Origin of the sequence: Synechococcus sp. R3-13 (genome assembly GCF_047462195.1) — a bacterium.
Lineage (GTDB): Bacteria > Cyanobacteriota > Cyanobacteriia > Thermostichales > Thermostichaceae > Thermostichus.
Genome location: NZ_JANSIO010000519.1, coordinates 1 through 1,392, shown reverse-complemented (window position 1 = coordinate 1,392; position 1,392 = coordinate 1). Strand labels below are relative to the sequence as shown.

Below are 1,392 nucleotides of genomic sequence, written 5' to 3'. Positions count from 1 at the left end.
GGGATCCCTCCCCTCGATCCCGAAGTTGCCGACCAACTGCGGGACAAAATTGTCCTGGTGGGTTTTGTGGGCGGCTACCCCGAAACCTTCCCAGTGCGGACTGCGGATGGATCCCAGATTGCGGCGGTGGAGCTGCAGGCGCAAGTCCTCTCCAGCCTGCTCACCGGGGAGGTCTACCAATCCGTGCCGGGGGGGGTGGCGGTTGCGGTGGTTTTGCTGCTGGGAGTGGGAACGGGACTGCTTTTGGTGCTTTATCGTCCCCCCCTACGTTCGCGTCAGCGGTGCGGAGCACTTTTGAGCCCTTGGGGCTGGAAGCAACAGCAGTTTCTCCTGCGGCCTGTGGTGGGGCTTGCCGTTTACGAAGGGTGGGCTGTGGCCCAGTTTCTACTGGGGCGTTGGGTTTGGCCTCTCGTCTTGCCGGCCCTGGCCAGTGGGCTAACGGGGGTGAGCCTGCTGCTCACTTTGGTCATTGTGGAGAATCAAGAACGGCTCTTGGCCCAGCAACAGGAACTGGAGCGCCTGCGCCGAGCCGAACAGGAGGCCGCCATTGACCAGGCTCGCAAGCTGCTCTACCGAGTAGCCACCGACATTCACGATCGCGAGCTGCAGGAGTTGAAGGTGGTGATGGACAACTTGGAGAGCTTGCAATGGCAGCAGCACCAGGGAAAAGCTCCCGATCCCACCGTCTACGACCACCTGCTCGAACAACTGGAGAAGATCGGACGCGGGATCCGGAATCAGCTCAACGATGTGCGCACTCTAGCTGCCAAGCTGCGCATCTCCCCCAGCTTACGAGAAGGGCTGCATCGAGGCATCGAGATCTATCTGGATGAACTGATCCAATCGGGCAGCCTAACGCTATCTGTAGAGCGGCAACTGCAACCGCTGCAGGAGCCCAACACCGGCGAGTGGTTTGATCAGCGAGAAGACATCTTGCGCTTTTTGCGGGAGGCCATCGGCAATGTCATCGCCCATGTACAACCCCCCAAAGGCAATGCTTCCTTTGTCAAGGTGTCGCTGGCCCAAACGGAGCGCCACTGCTGCCTTTCCGTGGTCAACGATGGTATCGAGTACGCTCCCGGCCTCAGCGGCGGCTACGGCAGCAAGGCCATGAACACCATCGCCCGCTATCTACCCAAGGGATCTTGGCACCGCACCCGCACCCCGGAAGGCCACACCCATGTCGAGCTGCACTGGGAGATGCCGCTCTGAAAGACCTACACAGCACTGAACAGAACAGATTTTTGCTCAGCGCTGTTGCTTTCTTCCTGCTTCAGCAACCCTTGACTAGCGGTAGGTTTTAGACCTACCACCCCGCCAGAGGAGTCTCCACAGGCGTTAGCTTGTCGGGGTGTGGGGTTAGCTAAGCCCCGCACTGTACCCGTAGCGTCA

1 pseudogene is annotated in these 1,392 nt (G+C 60.1%); it reads left to right on the top strand.

Going from position 1 to position 1,392, the window contains the following annotated elements:
* Positions 1 to 1,212: pseudogene (locus NW856_RS14220) on the top strand (histidine kinase); the annotation flags it as partial.
* Positions 1,213 to 1,392: the final 180 nt, after the last annotated feature.